The 16,067-nt window shown below is 59.8% G+C and carries 16 protein-coding genes; 15 read left to right on the plus strand and 1 reads right to left on the minus strand.

Annotated features, from left to right (window positions below; translation table 11 throughout):
* The first annotated feature begins 112 nt into the window (after positions 1-112).
* The 14 genes from EDM04_RS00160 (at position 113) to EDM04_RS00225 (ending at position 12,491) form a co-directional block, all read left to right on the plus strand.
* Positions 113-778 (plus strand): hypothetical protein, encoded by a 666-nt coding sequence (locus EDM04_RS00160; RefSeq protein WP_123619168.1) that lies wholly within the window; start codon positions 113-115, stop codon positions 776-778.
* Positions 775-1,086 carry a hypothetical protein gene (locus EDM04_RS00165; protein ID WP_123619169.1) on the plus strand — a complete coding sequence of 104 codons (312 nt, stop codon included), beginning with the start codon at positions 775-777 and terminating at the stop codon, positions 1,084-1,086. Before EDM04_RS00160 ends, EDM04_RS00165 begins: the two co-directional genes overlap by 4 nt.
* Positions 1,083-1,700 (plus strand): hypothetical protein, encoded by a 618-nt coding sequence (locus EDM04_RS00170; protein WP_123619170.1) that lies wholly within the window; start codon positions 1,083-1,085, stop codon positions 1,698-1,700. Before EDM04_RS00165 ends, EDM04_RS00170 begins: the two co-directional genes overlap by 4 nt.
* Positions 1,700-2,005: a hypothetical protein gene (locus EDM04_RS00175; RefSeq protein ID WP_123619171.1), complete on the plus strand. Its 306-nt coding sequence runs from the start codon at positions 1,700-1,702 to the stop codon at positions 2,003-2,005. Before EDM04_RS00170 ends, EDM04_RS00175 begins: the two co-directional genes overlap by 1 nt.
* Positions 1,996-2,940 (plus strand): hypothetical protein, encoded by a 945-nt coding sequence (locus EDM04_RS00180; protein ID WP_123619172.1) that lies wholly within the window; start codon positions 1,996-1,998, stop codon positions 2,938-2,940. Before EDM04_RS00175 ends, EDM04_RS00180 begins: the two co-directional genes overlap by 10 nt.
* Positions 2,937-3,188, plus strand: coding sequence for a hypothetical protein (locus tag EDM04_RS00185; protein WP_123619173.1), 252 nt, complete (start codon positions 2,937-2,939; stop codon positions 3,186-3,188). Before EDM04_RS00180 ends, EDM04_RS00185 begins: the two co-directional genes overlap by 4 nt.
* The gene (locus EDM04_RS00190) at positions 3,188-3,466 is read left to right on the plus strand and encodes a hypothetical protein (protein ID WP_123619174.1); all 279 of its coding nucleotides are present in this window, start codon (positions 3,188-3,190) and stop codon (positions 3,464-3,466) included. The genes EDM04_RS00185 and EDM04_RS00190 overlap by 1 nt, the downstream gene beginning before the upstream one ends.
* A gap of 126 nt (positions 3,467-3,592) precedes the next feature.
* On the plus strand, positions 3,593-3,901 hold the full coding sequence (locus EDM04_RS00195; protein ID WP_123619175.1) for a hypothetical protein: 309 nt from the start codon (positions 3,593-3,595) through the stop codon (positions 3,899-3,901).
* A gap of 89 nt (positions 3,902-3,990) precedes the next feature.
* Positions 3,991-4,638, plus strand: coding sequence for a hypothetical protein (locus EDM04_RS00200; RefSeq protein WP_123619176.1), 648 nt, complete (start codon positions 3,991-3,993; stop codon positions 4,636-4,638).
* Complete coding sequence (locus tag EDM04_RS00205; protein ID WP_123619177.1) at positions 4,638-5,678, plus strand: hypothetical protein; 1,041 nt, start codon at positions 4,638-4,640, stop codon at positions 5,676-5,678. The genes EDM04_RS00200 and EDM04_RS00205 overlap by 1 nt, the downstream gene beginning before the upstream one ends.
* Positions 5,675-7,102, plus strand: coding sequence for a hypothetical protein (locus EDM04_RS00210; protein WP_123619178.1), 1,428 nt, complete (start codon positions 5,675-5,677; stop codon positions 7,100-7,102). Before EDM04_RS00205 ends, EDM04_RS00210 begins: the two co-directional genes overlap by 4 nt.
* Positions 7,102-9,087, plus strand: coding sequence for a hypothetical protein (locus tag EDM04_RS00215; RefSeq protein WP_123619179.1), 1,986 nt, complete (start codon positions 7,102-7,104; stop codon positions 9,085-9,087). Before EDM04_RS00210 ends, EDM04_RS00215 begins: the two co-directional genes overlap by 1 nt.
* 24 nt (positions 9,088-9,111) lie before the next feature.
* A complete protein-coding gene (locus EDM04_RS00220; RefSeq protein WP_123619180.1) occupies positions 9,112-11,541 on the plus strand; it encodes a hypothetical protein in 2,430 nt (809 codons plus the stop codon).
* On the plus strand, positions 11,541-12,491 hold the full coding sequence (locus EDM04_RS00225; protein WP_123619181.1) for a minichromosome maintenance protein MCM: 951 nt from the start codon (positions 11,541-11,543) through the stop codon (positions 12,489-12,491). The genes EDM04_RS00220 and EDM04_RS00225 overlap by 1 nt, the downstream gene beginning before the upstream one ends.
* A 376-nt stretch (positions 12,492-12,867) precedes the next feature.
* On the opposite strand, the gene EDM04_RS00230 is transcribed toward EDM04_RS00225, so the two are convergent.
* Positions 12,868-14,226 carry a hypothetical protein gene (locus EDM04_RS00230; RefSeq protein WP_241154824.1) on the minus strand — a complete coding sequence of 453 codons (1,359 nt, stop codon included), beginning with the start codon at positions 14,224-14,226 and terminating at the stop codon, positions 12,868-12,870.
* A 306-nt stretch (positions 14,227-14,532) separates the two neighbouring features.
* Here EDM04_RS00230 and EDM04_RS00235 point away from each other — a divergent pair, with 306 nt between their 5' ends.
* Positions 14,533-16,002, plus strand: coding sequence for a lipopolysaccharide biosynthesis protein (locus tag EDM04_RS00235; RefSeq protein WP_123619183.1), 1,470 nt, complete (start codon positions 14,533-14,535; stop codon positions 16,000-16,002).
* The last annotated feature ends 65 nt before the right edge of the window (positions 16,003-16,067 follow it).

Consider the following 16,067-nt stretch of genomic DNA (forward strand, 5'->3'; position numbering starts at 1 on the left):
CCTACCCGCACCCTTCGTGACTATTCCACTGTTCAATTCTGTGGGTGGTCAATCCGGGCTTCATACACAATGACACAACACAATCACACCGCAGATAACGGAGGTAGCTGAGATGCGACGAACGATCGCGCTGCTGCTCGTTGGCGTCGTCATCATCGCCGGCGTCGCAGCGCCGGCCGCCGCCCAGAGCGACTCAACGGATGATGGGCTCGTGAGCGAGCTCTTCGGCTCGACCGGGCAGTCAATCGTCGATCAGGTACGAGACGACCCGATCGGCTTCGCACAGAACGTGGTTGCGGCCGCCAGCGGTGCGGCGAGCTCTGCTAACCCGTTCGGAGGCGCGGATCGAACACCCGCCGAGTGTGCGGCAGACATCCAGACAGAGATCAACGACAACAACGCAGCGTACGCGACGTACCTCAACGACCGCGTCGAGGCGAACGCGTCGCGTGACGTCGTCGCGATCCACTGCTCGAAGGAGACACGCGATGGCTTCAGCACTGACGTCATCACGGAGACGGTCTACCTCACGGCGACCGTCAACAACAGCACCGACCCGTACACGTACGAGAACCTCTCTGTCGTCAACGAGACCTCGATGACAGTCGACGAGGAGGTGACGCTTACGGACTCTGCGACGACCGACGGCCCGGACGATCTCGTCGAGTTCCGGAAGGAGTACGTGTCGAAAAACGAAACGCCGCCGCGTAACTACTTAGCCCGCATCGGCGGGAAGTACGGGAACGACGTGAGCGGCACGTTCGACTTCCTCCAATGAGTAGTCAGAAAGGTTGGCACGGCGAGCCCGAGCGCCACCGAGAGGCACAGCTCCGAGCGATGGAGCGCCGGGATCAGACGTACAGGCGAAACGCGTCGAAGGCGATGAAGGACGCCGCGGGTGAACTGAAAGACACACCACCGAACCCCCTCCGGATCCTCTGGGAGCTCGGCGTCGCGAGTGGCTACCTGCTTCTGAGCCTCGCGGCCGTGGTTTGGTATCTACTCGTGGCGCTCGCCGGGATCGTGACGGTCTCGCTCAAATGGATCGGCGACAAGCTGGCCCAAGCATGGGGTCGCCTCCGATGACGGGTGAGCCGGTCGATCCCGCGAACGCGGGCCGCCAGATGCGGCGAGAACACGGCTGGGCGAAGACGCAGGTGCTTCTCCTGCGTGCGTACCTCGGGATGCTCGTCCAGGCCGACTCGTGGGGCCAGCGTGCGAAGCTCCTGATCTGGTCGGTCCTCTACGGGACACTCGCCGTAATCGCGATCGGCGTGTGGGCGGCCGTCGCGACGGGGCGACTCGCGTGGCGCGTGACGAGGTGGACCTGGAAGCAGATATCCGGGCTTGCGAGGAGCACGTACAGATATTTCGCGGAATTCCAGTTCGACGACGTCCTGCCACCTTCGATCCGAGACCTGATCAACTTCGTCTTCCAGATGATCCCGAGGGCGTTCGGGCTTCGGAGTACGAGCCGTCGTGAACAGATCAACGCGAACGCTGTCCTGATCGGTGTCACGTTTCTCACCGGGTTCTTGACGGGAGGACTCGCGTGGACGTTCATCGCGGTCTGGGCGGCATTGCTCCTGTTCGCGTGGTTTTTCCGAGGGACGCCGGCGGGAGAGTCGTACTGGCGACGGCTCCGCAGTCGGTTCCCGGTCGCGGACGACTATGACATCCCGTTCTGGAGGTCCGAATAATGCTCGACGGAATGAAACTCAGACGGAAAGCACAGCAAGGTGAACGCGTGGGCTGGCGGATCGCCGCCAGACTCGTCTTCGTGGCGCTGGTGGTCGGGCTCGCACTGATCGCTGCTGCCTCGAACTCGTTTTTAATCGCGATCTTCGCGGCGGTCATGCTCGGGCTACTCATCCGGTCGATCCTCCCCAGTAAACGGATACAGACGTGGGCACGAGGCTACGCGACAGGAGAGGCCGGCGATCGCTGGCGACGCCGCTGGCAGAACACAATCGACTGGCTCGTCGGAGTGATACCATGGAAATAGTCCCCTCGGTTGCAGTCGTTGGGATCATCGCCGTGCTGCTGATCTCGGCGACGGCCTCGGGAGCTCTCGCGGCCTCGACGACCGACGCCAACACGGCATCCCAGTACAGCGTAGAAGACACCTGCCAGACCGAAATCGCACACGACGCGTTTCGAGCTCACAACCAGACGGTTTCCAAGCTCCAAAACGAATCGAAAGCACAGTCGACCGTAGACAACACGCGCGTCACGGTCGCAGAAACATCTGGTTTCTACCGCGTCACTGGAGAGAACCCGAACGGGTACTGTGTGGGGATAACAGTTCAGGTGAGCGAAGACGCGATGCCGGCGGCGAAGATCCCCGGCAGCATCGAGTCGAACGACGGAAACCACTCTGCGACGTGGGATGCGATCCACGACTTCAACACCTCGGAGACGTACACCGAGGTGACGTTCGTCCTACCGCCAGATACGACGGCCACGTTCGCGCCCTCGGAGGCGCGCGTCCTCTCGCTGTCGTGGGCATCGGAACGAACAGAAAAGGCTCAAAGCGTCGCTGATCGACTCACAGAACGGTTCTTCGATAAAGACCTCGAGCAACGGCAGTACACGCTCAGCCCAGACAACGAACAGGAGGTAACTGTGCCGCTCAAGAACCCGAACACAGACGAACAGGTCGACGAGTGGCAGGCGATGTATACCACCGATGACGAACAATCGTGGAATACACTCACTCGTGAAAGCTCTGAGAAGGTCTACATCACGGAGTCGGACGAACAGCAGGTCACGTTCCGGTTTAACGATCCGGAGGCCGAGGTACGCTTTACCGCAAACCCGAACTTCAGAGAGAAGACGGAACACGAGGTTCGTGAATACCTCTCTGGCATTCCGGACCTGTTCTCTGACGGGTCAGAGCAGAGCTTCGACGCCCCGATCGCAGGGGTGACGGCGACATGAGGCCGCTTTACGTGATCGGGCTCGGCTTGATCGGGCTCGTGATGCTGCCGGCACTTCTCGCCGGCGGCGGCTTCATCGTCGCGATCCTCCTGGTCGTAGCAATCGCGGCGATCTTCTTCGGCGGTCCTGCCGCGTACGACCTCTACAAGACGAAGAACCTCGGAGCAAACGGCGGGATGCAGGCCCGTGACCTGATCGCAGGCCGCGGTGATGGAGATACCAGCGACTTCGAGAGGGAGGACAACTGATGAACGTACTACTCGGTCTTGTTGGCTTCCTTCTCGCGCTCTTCGTCGGAGAGCTGCTCTATCGCTGGCGTGAAGAACCCGCCCGATTTTGGGGCAACCTTTCACAGGCGTTCTACGCGCTTGTCGGGATCGTCCTCTTCGGGCTGATCCTGATGGGCACAGACGGGCCGATGTTCTATGCGGTACTCATTCTCATCGTGAGTTACATGTGGTTGTTCCGTGTGCGCTTCGCGGACGCCAGATACGACATTCGAGCGATGCTCGGTGATGCAGATTGATGGGAACCCAGACTGCTGAGGCCGAACTCGGCCCCACGGCGGGCGATTCTCTTAACGAGCGACGTTATAACGATGCTACAACTCTGCTACAACGGCCACTCAATCCCCCGAGAGGAGGACAGACAGATGAGTGGATGTGAGTTTCTGACCCCGACATCGAACCGTCGGGGGCTCCAACTCTACTTTCCGATTAGCATGGCGACGGACACGACGCTCGATATCGAGGCCGGAAGTGAGGTCCTCACGCAGATAACGCCCTCTGGCGGGCTCCTCTTGACCCCGTCGGACGCAATCGAGGATCAGTTCCCGCAGCGCGTGCCGGCGCCGTCGTCGACGGAGTACGACGCCGCCGTCGACGCTGCTGATATCACGACCCACTCAGTCCCGTCTCGAGACGAGCTCATCGACGAGACGCAACCTCAAACGAACCCGTAGACTCAACCAATGAAACAGACAGAATCCACGACGAGCGACAGCTACCGACGAACCCGACACCAGACTGAGACTGACGGTGGTGACTGACAGTGTCAGCGCCTTCCCCGTCCTACGGAGATGACTCCGGGACCGACCTCAGCTCTCGGCGACAGCAACTCGACTACATCCGTGAGGAGCTACTGAAGTACCGACCAGACATCCACGACGAAGAACTCCGGGAGGCGGTCTCGGAGTGGTTGATCGACGCATCAGACGTGCCTACTGCTACCGCGCGGGAGTACATCTCTTCGGAGCTTACCTCACTGCGCCGCGATAACGCGATGCGGATTAAACCCGGCGTCCGATCGCCCGAAGAGGCGTTCCCCGAGGAGTGCTCGGACTGCGAGTATTACGGTAGTGCGTGTCCGGTGTTGACGGACACGACGGAGGTAGATCGTCGGAACCGTATCATGGACCAGACTCAAGATCCGGACACGCTTCGCTACCTTCTCCGCGAGTACGCAGTCGACAATTCGTGCGATGTCCTCCTCGATCGGCTCGAGGACCTGAGCCAAGACTACGGCCCGCTACTCCGACGCGGGCAACTCCTGTTGATGCGCGTCGAGAACATCATCCTCCACGATGACGAGAGCGAGGCCGTGAAGCGAGCCATCGCGAACGAGGAAGCACTGGCTGGCGCCGTCTCGAGAGAGGAGCTTGACCGTCTCAAGAACGGTCACGACGGAGGGGATGACTGATGGCAAGTATCGAACGGATCGCCCTCGCTGCGGCGATCGCGCTACTGTTCCTCGTCGTCATCGCCTACTTCGCACGGCGCTATCTCAGTAAGGGAGAAACGAACCAGGAGAGCTCACGCGAGCGCGCAGAGCACGAAGCGGAGCAACAGGACTACTCGCTCCCACTTCGCTCAAAGTTCGGCCAGATGCAGCGGCCAACGCAGTTCATGCTGCTGGGGGCCTGTCTCGTCGGGTTCATCGTGACGTACGAGGTCTACTCGTTCGCGAAGACTGGTTCGCCGACGCAGATATGGTACGCTCAGCAGACGCAACTCATTCTCGCGGCCATGCTCACGTCTGTGGGAGCGATCGCGTACGAGCGGAAACGCAACCGTGGCGAGGGAGAGGCCCACATCAAGTTCGAGGACGACAAGGGCGAACTCCAGACGAAGAAGACGATCTACTTCAACACCGACGACATCGCCGAGACGGAAGACGGGACGGTTATCCACGAGTACAGCCGAAACCGAATCTTCGGTCTCTACCGTCGTGCGAAGGCGATCGTCGAGGACCGTGAGCTACGACAGGCGGCAGTGTTCAGGCCCCCGGACGATAAGATCGGTCACCTCGTTCCCGAACACGCGACGTGGCTCGACGACCAGACTGTCGAGTGGCGGACGAAAGGCGACCGAGTCCATAAGGCGGAGGGAAAACCCTTCGACTACCGATACAAGCCGCCGTTCACGCTGTCGAGGCGGGAGTATCGGCAGGTTCAGAACGATAACGAGATGCTCCGCGACGAGCGGCGAATGCTCGAAACGCGGATCGCCAACCTCCAAGATCAACTCAAAACGATCGAGGGCGACCTCGAGCGTGCTCGCGAGCAGAACTTCGAGGAGGTTCTTGCGCAGATCAAAGACATGAGCGATATCTTAGGAAACAGCCACGAGACACAAGTCGTTGAACAGCACGAAGACGTCGGGCGTTCCAGCCGTAGCAACGGCGAGACGCCGGAAGCACTCGCAGACGGAAGCAACTCCGGACCTGGAGGGAATCGATGACTGACACCCGTGCCCGCAGCGTCACGCTCGTCGTGCTCGGCCTGCTGGTGCTGGCGTCCGTCACGATGGCAGCGCCGGCCGCGGCCGCGAGCTCTTCACCGGCGCCGTCGGCGGGAGCGGTCGATACAGTTGCCGTGGAGAGCATCGAGACTGATGTCGCGATGCAGACCAACGAGACGAACAATACGACGGCAACAACGAACCCTGACCGGCCGAGTTTGGCCGAGCGATCGCGAATCGCACCTGTCGATATCGGCGCCGAATACGCATCCATCACCGCCAAACAGGAGGCTGACGGCTACAACGTGGTCGGCGAGTTCGCGATCTTCTCGGTGACCGAGGAGGTCGAAGCAGCTCGCATCCAGCAGCCGGGTGCGGAAGTGCGCGTGCTTGATGGTGGACAGACCATCCAGGTTGACTTCGCTGAGGACGCAGCACCGCCGGACGGCGAGAGCCTGTTCACGATCAAGCTCTTCTACACCGACGGCTCTGAGCGGTCGGTCAGCCTCTACGCGTCGGACACGAACCAGATCGTCGCCTCGGCGGAACTACAAGAGATGTCGACGTTCCTCCGAAGCGTGCGCAGCGACGCGGAAGCCAACGGCTACGAAACGACGACCGAGGGCATTCGCGCCTACTACGAGGACACGAAGGAGCAGGCAGAGATCTTCTCGAACCTACTCGGTCCCGAGCTCGCTGCCTTCTTCGCGGTGATCGTGACGGCCTCGCAGTCGTCACTGTTCATCGCGTTCGTCGGCGTCGTGATAATCCTCACCGCCCGCTACATCTACACCACGCACGGTCACAAGATCCGTGCCAAGAAGAACGCCGGGAACGCGGCCAAGGACAAGCGCGAGAAGTACCAGCGGTTCTACGAAGAGCAGCGCGAAGCGGCGGCCGAGGAGCCGCTGTCCTCGATCGACGAGATCGGCGGTCGCGATATCCTGTGGAACGACCGCTTCGGCGTGTCGACGGTCAAGCAACTTGCCGATCTTGCGGCTGTCGGCGACCCACAGCGTGACGAGAGTGGGAACATCATCATGGCCGATCCGGAGACTGATGATGTTGACCCGCTTACGGACGCGAATGGTGACGTACTCACTGACAAGAACGGAGATCCGATCGGTCCGCCGAAGCTCCGACACCACGGTGTCAGTGACCTCGTCGACGCCGAGGCGCTCACGAGTACGTGGCTCGAGCCGATCCTTCGGAGCGGCTATCTGACTGAAGACGAGGCGCTGGTTCACCTCAAGTACGTACTGAAGCGGATGAGCGCACACTACGGGCAGCGAGAGTACGATGACGCACTCGGACAGATACAGCAGCTCATCTCGGACCGGAACAGCGGCACCGACATCACCTACGCTGAGTCCGATCGTGGGAGTGGATACAGCGGCGGCACGGCGACTGGAGGGGACGACTGATGGATAAACCCAAAGAGTACCTCGGCAGCGCACGCGAGTCCACAGCGGATAGACTCGGCAGCGCACGCGACTCGACGGCGGACACACTCGATTCGACGGCCGCATACCTCGAATCCGCAACCCCGAGCGTGACCTTACGAGAGTGGGTCGAACGCGCGATCATGCGTCTCGGTGGAGGTAGCTACCGACTCCGGCTCCGACTCGCGGTGCTCCTCACGGCCGTTCTCGGAATGGTGTTCTTGGCGGCGATCGGCGCCTTCTTCTCGTCGAGCATGGAACTGGCGGCGGACTCCGAGCCCATGCTGACGTTCGTCGCGAGGTTGATGACGAACTTCTGGGCGTGGGGTATGCTGTTCCTGCTCGGTGCGCTCTTCTACGCGAAGATGACCGGGCGGATGATGGCTCGAGAAGCGGCTTCAGAAACGCGCTTTTCGGTCCGTACGGTGCGGCGGCTCGCCGCCGAGGCGCGGACGACGAACGGGACGATCCCGATCGACGGGACGACCGACCACTCGAAAGACCAACTCAAGGCGAAGCTGCTCCGAGCGTTCAGCGGCGAGCTCGATCTCGACGGAGACACTGTCGCTGAAGAGTCGGTGATCGACACCGAGAGTCGAAGCGTCGAGACGCCGGGGCTACCAGAACCGGACTTCGGCGGTGCGCTGGTGGAGGCTGGTGATGGCGATGTAGAGGACACAACCGATGAGGATGACGATACCGCCACTCCAAAGGAGGAGTCGAAACATATCGATCGGGACGCCCTGTACGAAGCGGTCGGTGTCGATCCGCTGAACGCAAAACTCTCTGGATGGGGAGAAGAGGACGTCAACGACATCACCGAGGCGATGCTCTTTGACGGAGCGTGTAAGGGGTTCGATGTCGCAGAGGCGCTCTCCGCGGCTGATACAGACGCCGAGGTTCCAGCACCACCGGACCCGAAGGATGCGGTCGTTCACGGCCTCACGCGTGACGAGGACGGCAACCTTGTCGCGGATACGGAGTCGGAACCCACCGAGTTGGTGCCGTACGAGGGTGAGGATGCGACCGATACTGATGAGACCGACGTCGACGAGCCGACGACGGTAAGCATCGCGACCCGGCTGAAGCGTGGGATCCAGACGCTACGGATGGACCTCGCGACGGGACTCAACGTTTCCGAGCTCGCATATCGGTTCGGGATCCCGGCTTCTCTCACTGCCATGCTGATCGTCGTGCTGAACCAGACGCTCTGGTTCAGCGTGTGGGTCTACCCGATCATCATCGCGGTCTCGACCCTCGTCGGCGGAGTCTACTACACTGGCTACAAATGGCGGCAGCATCGGCGTCTCGAATCCCTCCGGCACGAGACCGAGGCCGCAAGCTGGAACACGGTTCGCGTCCTCGCGAAGCGTGTCGAAACAGAGGAGATTACCGTCTACATGGCGTGGATGTCTGGGAAGCGATACGCAGACTACGACAAGGCCCGCCTCGCGAACAAACTCGCCGGCCGCTGGCACCAGTTCCTCAACTCGGGCGAGTGTTACCCCGCGATTCAGGAGAAGTTCCACCGCGACATCCGGACGTACGACCCCGCGCTGTACTACACCGAGTACGGTGACGAGGAAGACGGCCGCGCGGCGATCTACGACGATATCGTTCGCGAAGTCAAGCAAGCGCGTGATCCTGCGGGCATCGTACCGAAGGATCAACTCGCCGAGCGGGTGATGAATCGCGACTTCGGACTCGGGCACGACCCCGATCTGATCGCCGAGTGCTACGAAGATCTCTACCCTGAAGTGCTCGCCGAGCACGATGTCGACCTCGAGGACACCGATGGCAACGAGAAGACGGTGACCATCGTTCACCTTCGCTCGCGACGGATCGAGCCTGAGCTCGCGAAGCTCCGAACGCAGTTCGCTGCCTCCGTCTCCGCCGACGACGAGGGGGGCTACATGCTCCCGGATGCCGAACAGCCCCACATTCCGTGGGTCGACACCGGTGCGTAGGCAGCACTACCACAATTATCACAAATGCAAGTATCCAGCGACAGCGTCGACATTCAGGCGCGCGATGACGGGAGTATCGACGATACAGTTGAGGGGCTCCTTCGAGAGAAGCGACGGAAACGACAGCAGAAAGAGGACCTCAACGTCGAGGCAGAAGTCCGAGATCACCTGACGATCGCGAAGGAGGTCCTCGCCGAAGACAGCGAAGCGGCAAGCGAGGTCCTCGGAGAACTTCACGAACTCCTTTGGGAGGACGACGATGTCGAGGTCGTGATCGACCGTCGGGAGTCACTCCTCGAAGACAACACGGAGCTATCGGCTCGGGAGGCGACGAGCATCCGCTCGCAGTTCCGGCGTCACACCCGGCTTCGAGAGACCGGGAACCGCTCTCCGGACCCCGAGACCGAGTACAAGGTACTCTTGAACGTCGCGAAGGCGCTCAACTACTACTCGTCGGTCACGGAGATGACGCCGTACGCGCCGGTGACGATGGAGACGATCGACGAGCCGGGCTCGGAGAAGACGGAGAACCCGACGCCGGTCGGTCGGCGCCGGCTGAAGGCGGCGACGTCGCTTTCGACCGAGGACGCGGCCGTCGAGATCCCACACCAGTCGTGCGACCACATCCTGTGCGTCGCGCTCCCGCGCTCGGGCAAGGACTCGACGCTCGCGAGCATCGGGATGAACCTCTGGAACGAGCACGGCTACAAATACATCTCCATCTTCGACGACGGTCGGATGGAGACGCCGATGATCTCGATCCCGAACGACGACCCCGGCATCCGGTCGAACCTCGACCGGCTCGACCAAGACCCGAAGGCGTTCGACTCGGAGGTGTTCGTCCCGGCGATGCAGGGCGTCCCCGACACGCTCCCGAACAACTTTCGGGAGTTCACGATCGGCGTCGATAGCCTTACGCCCCACCTCATCTTGCGCCTCTCCGGCGTCAACACGAGTGACGAGACTGCGGAAGACCGCATCGAGCAGGCGCTCCAAGAGACGCTCGAGAACTCGGGCGGCATCCCTGAGCTCGTCGGACGGATCCAAGAGAAGGCCGGCAACCAGAACGCGACGATTGAGTGGACCGAGCAGGCCCAGAACGGCTCCCAAGAGACCTACACCGCTCACTACGAAATGGAGCGGTCGAAGGCGCTCAACAAGGCGGCTGCCCGACTCTCGAAACTCGCAGGGGACGGTCTCATCGCGAGCGCTGCCGCCGAGACGAACATCTCGATGCGGGATGTCGTCGCCAACCAGGAGCAAGCCGCTGTCCTCTGCTGTAACTTTATCGCGGACGGTCAGGAGTCGATCAAGTACACGATCATCGATCTGTGGCTCCGGCTCGTCTACAAGGTCAGGGACGAGTACCCGCGGCTCCCTCGGGTTGCGCTTGAGATTCGCGAGCTCAAGGACATCGCACCCTCAAAGCTCGGCGACGCCCGGTACAAAGAGCAGGTCAAGTCACTCCGGCAGACGCTCTTCACGCTCTCGACTCGGGGCGGGTCGCGGCGTATCCTACTGCTCGGGTCGACACAGAAGCTCAACGACGTTTACAAGCCAGTCCGGTCGAACATGGCGACGAAGATCCTTCTCCGACTCGGCGAGGAGGGGATCGAGACGCTCGATAACTCCTACCACTTCGGCCACGAGCAGAAGCGGCAACTCTCGGAGTTCAGCGTCGGCTGGGGGATGCTGATCGCAGGCGGCGAGAAAAAGTGGCCGATCGAGTGGCGCGGAGCTCCCTGCGGCCTCGGCCTCGGAGACCAGCACTGGCTCGACCGGTTCGGAACGGCCCGCGGCGCCCGCGTCCGGCAGAGCGAGTCCGACCGGTGGACCGATCGGCACGCCGGCGAGGACTGGTGGGTACATGTCCCGGACGCGAGTGTTCATCCGGGCGATACCTCGCCTGAGATCGGCGACACCTACAGCGAGTGGTATCTCCTCGAGTCAGACTTCCCCGACGAGATGGAACCAGACGACGTCGACGCAGAGGCCGTTGAGGAGGCGCTTGCGGAGCGCCGGGAGTATAACACTCCATCGGACATCGCACTCTCCGAAACGCTCTCCTCGGACAAGCGGCGCCGGTTGTCGATGCGCTCGGCCGATGGAGACGGCAGCGAAAACGTTGAGGCGGTACTCGACCGCCACGGACTGCCGCCGGAGCTCCGTCGCTGGGTCATCACGAAGGCGGGAGAGATACGTAAGGCGCCCACACGTCAGAAGCTCGCTGAGGCCGTCCATGTGATCGGTAGCTACGACGACCTTCACACGTACTCCGACATCGGCGAACACCTCTCGTACAGTGCGTCGACGTTTGCCAACTACATCTCGGAGGAAGACACGCCGCTCTCACCGTGCGTCACCAAAGACGGGAAGGCGTACGTCCTCACTGAGGTCGGTAAAGCCGCTCTCGACGCCGACTGGGACGTGATTATTGAGGCGATACAAGACTGATGGTCAACGAAGAACAAATGAAATCGGCCTTCAACGCGCTGTATACTGGCGCGTACGAGGGCGATTCTCAAGAAGCAGAACAGTCAGACGGGAACGTATCGATCCGGATCCAATGGTCCGATCTCGAGGCCGTCGACGAGGAGGTCGCGCAGTACACGCTGAAAAAACCCTCTGCCGTCAAAGAGTGCGCTGAGGATGTCCTCTCCAATTCGATCCAGAAAATCGAGAGCAACCTCCATGTCCGGTTCCACGATCTCCCGGACTCGCGCTCGCTTCGCGTCAGCGACTTGCGCGCATCGCACCTGGGCGAGCTCGTCTCGATCAGCGGGAAGGTCGTCGACGCCGAGAAGGTACAGCCGTTTCTGAAGAAGGGTGCGTTCAATTGCCAGCGGTGCGGAACACTGACGTATCTCCCGCAGACATACGGCGATATCAGGGAACCGGTTGAGTGTCCGGGGTGCGAAACCTCTGGACCGTTCGGGGTCATCCAACGCCACTCTGACATCATCGACTTCAAGTGCGTCATCCTGAAGACGACGAACACGAATCTGGAAGACCCGCCAGTACTCCCGATCTACCTCCTCCATGATCTTGTCGAGACCGTCGGTGAGGGCGACGAAGTGAGTGTTGCCGGCTCGTACAACATCCACCCGATGAGCCGACAGAAAGAGACTGAATTGAATACGTACGTCGAAGCGGTCGACATCGAGGTCGAGGAGTACGCCGAAGTCGATTCGGTCAACGCAGAGGACCTCACTGCGTACATCTACGAGGGCGTCAACAAGATGATGGAGACCGAAACCTCGTTCGGGGCCTCCCGTGACGACGTCGTCGAGTGGATAGGTGAGAAGTACGGCGTCCGTGAAACGGAGATTGAGAACCGAATCGACGAGCTCGTCGATGAAGATGGCGAGGATCTCAGCCAGCAGGCCGGCCAACTCATCAAGTGAGTTTTTCCAGCCTGTTCTCATTGGTTCCTTTCCCAATAGAATCGGCACTGTGAGCCCGACACAGGCGAACCTATGATACTCTGAGGAACTGTAACCGCACGTTCCGATTATCCCTGGCCCGCGCGCTACGTACCGCGTACACGTTAGAGACTCCACGACAAAGAAGAAATGGGTCAGGTGGACCGACACCGTGGCGTCCGCAGCCTGCGCCCATCTGTCCTTCACAGTACAACACAAAAGGTCGCCCACACCGGCGATACCGGTACCGATACCGTTACCGACATCGATATCGGAACCGGTACCCAAATCGATACCGAAACCGATACCGGGCGAAATAGCGGGTTAAATCGTCTCTAACTTCTATTACTGTCTCAGACTATTGTCCCTCTCGGTGGCGATCGATTCGTGCAACGTTCTCGACGTAGTCGCGATCCGTGTCGAAGAGTGGATCTTCGGGCAGTGACCCCTGCCCTTCCGGCGCCGAGACCTCGGGGAAGCACGTCTCCTCAACGGCTTGCGACGTCTCACGAAGCCACGAGCGAAACTCAGACTGATTTTTTAATTTGCGCAGTGACTCGAACGCCTCCGCCGCGGCCGTGTATTCCTCATTGAATCGATCGAGCCACACCCGTAACTCGTCGAGGTTGTCCTCGACGCCTGCCTCGTCGATCGCGGCGACGATCGCGTCGTGCGCGTCATTCTTCCATTGCTGGATCGCCTCGCGGTTCCGTTCGGGGAGCTCACGATCAACGTACGGTGTCACGCCGTCGCGGACGATTCGCTTGAAGTCTTCAGCCTTCTGCTCAAGCGCGTTCAACTCGCAGGCACCGGTTCCCTTTCGCTGCTCCCAGTCAGACACCAGGGTATCGTACGCGCGACCGCCAGTCCCCGTGTGACGAGACTCCTCGATCGGCTTTCGCGGTAGGCCGAGCTCGCGAATCTGCTCCGGCGTTACTGCGAGTTGTTCAACGACGACTCTGTGGGCGAGGTTACCGCGGATATCGAGCCACGATAGCTTCGAGCTCATGTTCGCTGCCATGTCGTCGCCCTTGGGGTCGTGGTCGGAGAGATAGAGCACGACGGCCGGCTTGTCCGCCTCGTTCACTCGCTGGACGAACTGGTGCGCGATAGTGAGTGAGAGATCCCCCTCGCCCTCCACGACGACATTCACACCCAGATCCTTCGCGAGCGTGTGGATGTATCCTGGTAGCGTTTTCTCACACCACAGTTCCACGTGATACGGCGACTGCTTCTGCCGGTCAAACCGAATCTGACTCGCGAGGTCGTCGACGATCCGGTCGGCCACGTACTCAGCAAAATCGTCCGTCTCCGCGTCGAAATCGAGCATGGCCTCCGCGTCCGGATCCGGGATCGCCGGCGTCGAGACACCCATCGGAATGGACACCTCGGCTGGGTCGACGGTGTCTTGATGGCCACCATATCGTGTGACAATTGTCTGATCATGCTTGTCGTCACGGACACCGTCTAAAGGCACGTATCCGAGGATTCTCGCGAGTACGGAAGCTTCCTCCAAGTAGTCGTAACACCGCTGTGTGTTCTGGTATATTGCCCACGAACAGTCGGTCGGTGGCTCGACATCGAGGTCGTTCATCGTGACATAGTAGTGAACACCGCGGGGATGGATCTCTTTCTCGTCGCGCCCGTCAACCGCTTCTTTCCACAATTCTGCGAACCACTCAGCCTTCGCATGGTCAGCGTCTGTCCCTCTGTACATGGGATCCCGTCGACGACTCTGAATCAAGAGATCCTCGGGCTCGACGTCGTATTCGCCAGCCTGCGACTTTATCCACTGGCGGAGTGACGATGGCTCACCGTTTTTAGACATAATCTACCCCTTTACGACATCTTTGAGATTCTCCTCGCATGTCTTGTAAAGGCCTTGAAGATGTGTATAAACCACCTATACCAACTAGGGACTCGCTTGTGTGAATCAAGAATGTTCGAGTGACAGCTACAGAACGGTGTGTTGAAGGCAACGCACTTTCTCGGTCAGGCTATCTACATCTGATACGGACCAAATATGTCCGAAAAGAGCAACCCAATAGACGTCAGTCTTGGTCAGGAGGCCCTTTCTGCAACAACAGCTAAAATAGCGTCAACAGTAGTCGGCTTCCTCGGGACTATCGTTTTTGCCAGAATCCTCGGCCCGACGGGATTTGGTGCCTTCTTTCTTCTCTTGACTATTTCGAATATTGCTATCCGCCCGCTTGTTGGGTGGGCGACAGCGTCGAAAAAACGCTTCTCAGAACGCAAAACCGAGCAACAACGGTCCGAAATTGTTGGCACACAATTCATTCTGACGGCGGTGTTCTCACTGGGTCTGCTAGGACTGTCTCTTGTAGGGGCAGAACGACTTATCGAATATACTGGCCTTGAGAATGCCCCGGTTTTGTTCGTGATGCTTGCAGCCACGAGTGGGCTGATGTCGATGCTAGAAGGGACGACCCAGGCACGTGGCAAAGTCGGTGTTACAACTTGGGCTGGAACACTTAGGGAAGGTATCGCGGTTCCAATCCAGATTGCGTTAGTTGTCTCTGGTCTCGGTGTCCTCGGGATGGTATTTGGACACGTATTTGCCTTACTGGCTACCATTCCTATCTTTCTCTATTACACGGATGCGGTCCCGTCTATGCCCTCCAGGGAGATCTTCGAGGACCTTTGGTCGTATGCAAGACATAGTATTCCGAACTCATTTATTGGAAAGATATACAATGATTTTGATATTATCTTGCTTGGTTTCCTGCTTTCCCCTGACGCAGTCGGACTCTACCAAGCTGCATTCAGAGTAGCGGCGCCGGCGACGTTCGTGAGCAACGCGTCGGCTTCGACGTTGCTGCCCCGCGTGAGCAATATCGTAGCCAGAGGGGAAGACCCTCGAGTCGACATTCGGAATACGGTCGCATATGCGAGCATTTTTGGATTCCCGATCGTGTTTGGTTCTCTCGCGGTTTCCGATAAGTTGATCGTCACGATCTATGGAAGCGATTTTGCTGGCGCCGTGCCACTCCTCATCGGACTTGCCATTCACAGTCTGTTCAGGACTCAGACACAGGTGTTGGGGAGTGTCGCGCGCGGTTTTGATCGGCCAGATGTTCTGACGCGGCTATCCTTGTTCGCGCTGGTAGTGAATATCCTACTCGGTGTAATACTTACACTCAAATTTGGCGCAATCGGGGTAGTGGTCGCGACTATCGTGGCCGAACTCATTCGATATGTAGGATTGGTTCAATTTACAAGGCAGCACGTTTCCTGGGAGTCTCTGTACCCACGGCCGATGATCGAGCAATTCGGAGCGTCGCTAATCATGTTCGGCGTGGTCATCGGCCTAAAAGAGGTACTTACGGTTGGCTCCGTCATCCGACTTGGTGTCGTGATTCTTGCCGGAGCGGCGATATACTTCGGAATCCTATTCGCGATCAGCGGCGAGCACCGGACGACGTTTCTGTCCGCGCTTGAAGGGTTTCTTGGGAGGCCCCTGCCAATGACCTAATACACACAATCGGGTAGGTTAGGAGTAGAAAGCATACCATAGCTATATCTGAGACTAAAACCGAA

This window comes from Halorubrum sp. CSM-61 (genome assembly GCF_003781945.1).
Taxonomy (GTDB): domain Archaea; phylum Halobacteriota; class Halobacteria; order Halobacteriales; family Haloferacaceae; genus Halorubrum.

Bases quoted from the DNA above. Each gene is read 5' to 3' on its own strand.
- EDM04_RS00210 (WP_123619178.1), top strand. From the start codon at position 5,675: ATGACTGACACCCGTGCCCGCAGCGTCACGCTCGTCGTGCTCGGCCTG.
- EDM04_RS00180 (WP_123619172.1), top strand. From the start codon at position 1,996: ATGGAAATAGTCCCCTCGGTTGCAGTCGTTGGGATCATCGCCGTGCTG.
- EDM04_RS00215 (WP_123619179.1), top strand. From the start codon at position 7,102: ATGGATAAACCCAAAGAGTACCTCGGCAGCGCACGCGAGTCCACAGCG.
- EDM04_RS00220 (WP_123619180.1), top strand. From the start codon at position 9,112: ATGCAAGTATCCAGCGACAGCGTCGACATTCAGGCGCGCGATGACGGG.
- EDM04_RS00165 (WP_123619169.1), top strand. From the start codon at position 775: ATGAGTAGTCAGAAAGGTTGGCACGGCGAGCCCGAGCGCCACCGAGAG.
- EDM04_RS00160 (WP_123619168.1), top strand. From the start codon at position 113: ATGCGACGAACGATCGCGCTGCTGCTCGTTGGCGTCGTCATCATCGCC.
- EDM04_RS00230 (WP_241154824.1), bottom strand. From the start codon at position 14,226: ATGTACAGAGGGACAGACGCTGACCATGCGAAGGCTGAGTGGTTCGCA.
- EDM04_RS00225 (WP_123619181.1), top strand. From the start codon at position 11,541: ATGGTCAACGAAGAACAAATGAAATCGGCCTTCAACGCGCTGTATACT.
- EDM04_RS00190 (WP_123619174.1), top strand. From the start codon at position 3,188: ATGAACGTACTACTCGGTCTTGTTGGCTTCCTTCTCGCGCTCTTCGTC.
- EDM04_RS00195 (WP_123619175.1), top strand. From the start codon at position 3,593: ATGAGTGGATGTGAGTTTCTGACCCCGACATCGAACCGTCGGGGGCTC.
- EDM04_RS00205 (WP_123619177.1), top strand. From the start codon at position 4,638: ATGGCAAGTATCGAACGGATCGCCCTCGCTGCGGCGATCGCGCTACTG.
- EDM04_RS00235 (WP_123619183.1), top strand. From the start codon at position 14,533: ATGTCCGAAAAGAGCAACCCAATAGACGTCAGTCTTGGTCAGGAGGCC.
- EDM04_RS00175 (WP_123619171.1), top strand. From the start codon at position 1,700: ATGCTCGACGGAATGAAACTCAGACGGAAAGCACAGCAAGGTGAACGC.
- EDM04_RS00170 (WP_123619170.1), top strand. From the start codon at position 1,083: ATGACGGGTGAGCCGGTCGATCCCGCGAACGCGGGCCGCCAGATGCGG.
- EDM04_RS00185 (WP_123619173.1), top strand. From the start codon at position 2,937: ATGAGGCCGCTTTACGTGATCGGGCTCGGCTTGATCGGGCTCGTGATG.